Raw genomic sequence first — 1,253 nt, forward strand, 5'->3', positions numbered from 1 at the left:
GGGCTCATGCGGGTCGTTTTTGTCAAGTAGGGCTAGCCCCTGCGGACGAAGCGTTCACCGTGCATGAGCATCGTTGAGATCAAGCGTCAAAAGGGCGTCTGGTGGATGCCTTGGTGGTAAGAGGCGATGAAGGACGTGGCACGCTGCGTTAAGTTCCGGGGAGTTGCGAGCAGGCTTTGATCCGGAAATATCCGAATGGGGGAACCCACCTTTACAGACCCTGGCGGTTGTTCGTCTGAGTGATCAGGCGGCCAATCACCAGTGTTTGTGAAAGGTATCTTATTCTGAATACATAGGAATAAGAAGCGAACTCGGGGAACTGAAACATCTAAGTACCCGAAGGAAAGGACATCAATTGAGACTTCCCTAGTAGCGGCGAGCGAACGGGAACCAGGCCAGTGTCTCTTCTTGAGTCAGCGGAACGATCTGGAAAGTTCGGCCATAGCGGGTGATAGCCCCGTACGTTAAAGCGATTGAAGAGACCTTGAGTAGGGCGGGACACGTGAAATCCTGTCTGAACATGGGGGGACCACCCTCCAAGCCTAAGTACTCCTTACCAACCGATAGTGAACCAGTACCGTGAGGGAAAGGTGAAAAGCACCCCGACGAGGGGAGTGAAACAGATCCTGAAACCGGACGCCTACAAGCAGTCGGAGCCGCCTTGCGCGGTGACGGCGTACCTTTTGTATAATGGGTCAGCGACTTTGTCTCTCGAGCAAGCTTAAGCCGGTAGGTGTAGGCGCAGCGAAAGCGAGTCTGAATAGGGCGACGAGTTCGAGGGATAAGACCCGAAACCGAGTGATCTAGCCATGTGCAGGTTGAAGGTGCGGTAACACGCACTGGAGGACCGAACCCACGTCTGTTGAAAAAGACGGGGATGACGTGTGGCTAGGGGTGAAAGGCCAATCAAACTCGGAGATAGCTGGTTCTCCGCGAAATCTATTTAGGTAGAGCGTCTCGTATTACCTTCGGGGGTAGAGCACTGGATGGGCTAGGGGGTCCCAACGACTTACCAAACCTAACCAAACTCCGAATACCGAAGAGTAGAGCGAGGCAGACACACTGCGGGTGCTAAGGTCCGTAGTGGAGAGGGAAACAGCCCTGACCGCCAGCTAAGGTCCCTAAGTTATCACTAAGTGGGAAACGATGTGGGAATGCTTAGACAACCAGGAGGTTGGCTTAGAAGCAGCCATCCTTTAAAGAAAGCGTAACAGCTCACTGGTCAAGCGTTCCTGCGCGGAAAATGTAACGGG

Annotated in this window: 1 rRNA gene; it reads left to right on the forward strand. The window is 53.6% G+C overall.

Features of this window, described 5'->3' with window-relative positions:
- Positions 1 to 77: 77 nt before the first annotated feature.
- Positions 78 to 1,253: ribosomal RNA gene (locus ACTIE0_RS24500) — 23S ribosomal RNA — on the forward strand; the annotation flags it as partial.

The organism is Limnospira sp., assembly GCF_051859755.1.
Lineage (GTDB): Bacteria > Cyanobacteriota > Cyanobacteriia > Cyanobacteriales > Microcoleaceae > Limnospira > Limnospira fusiformis.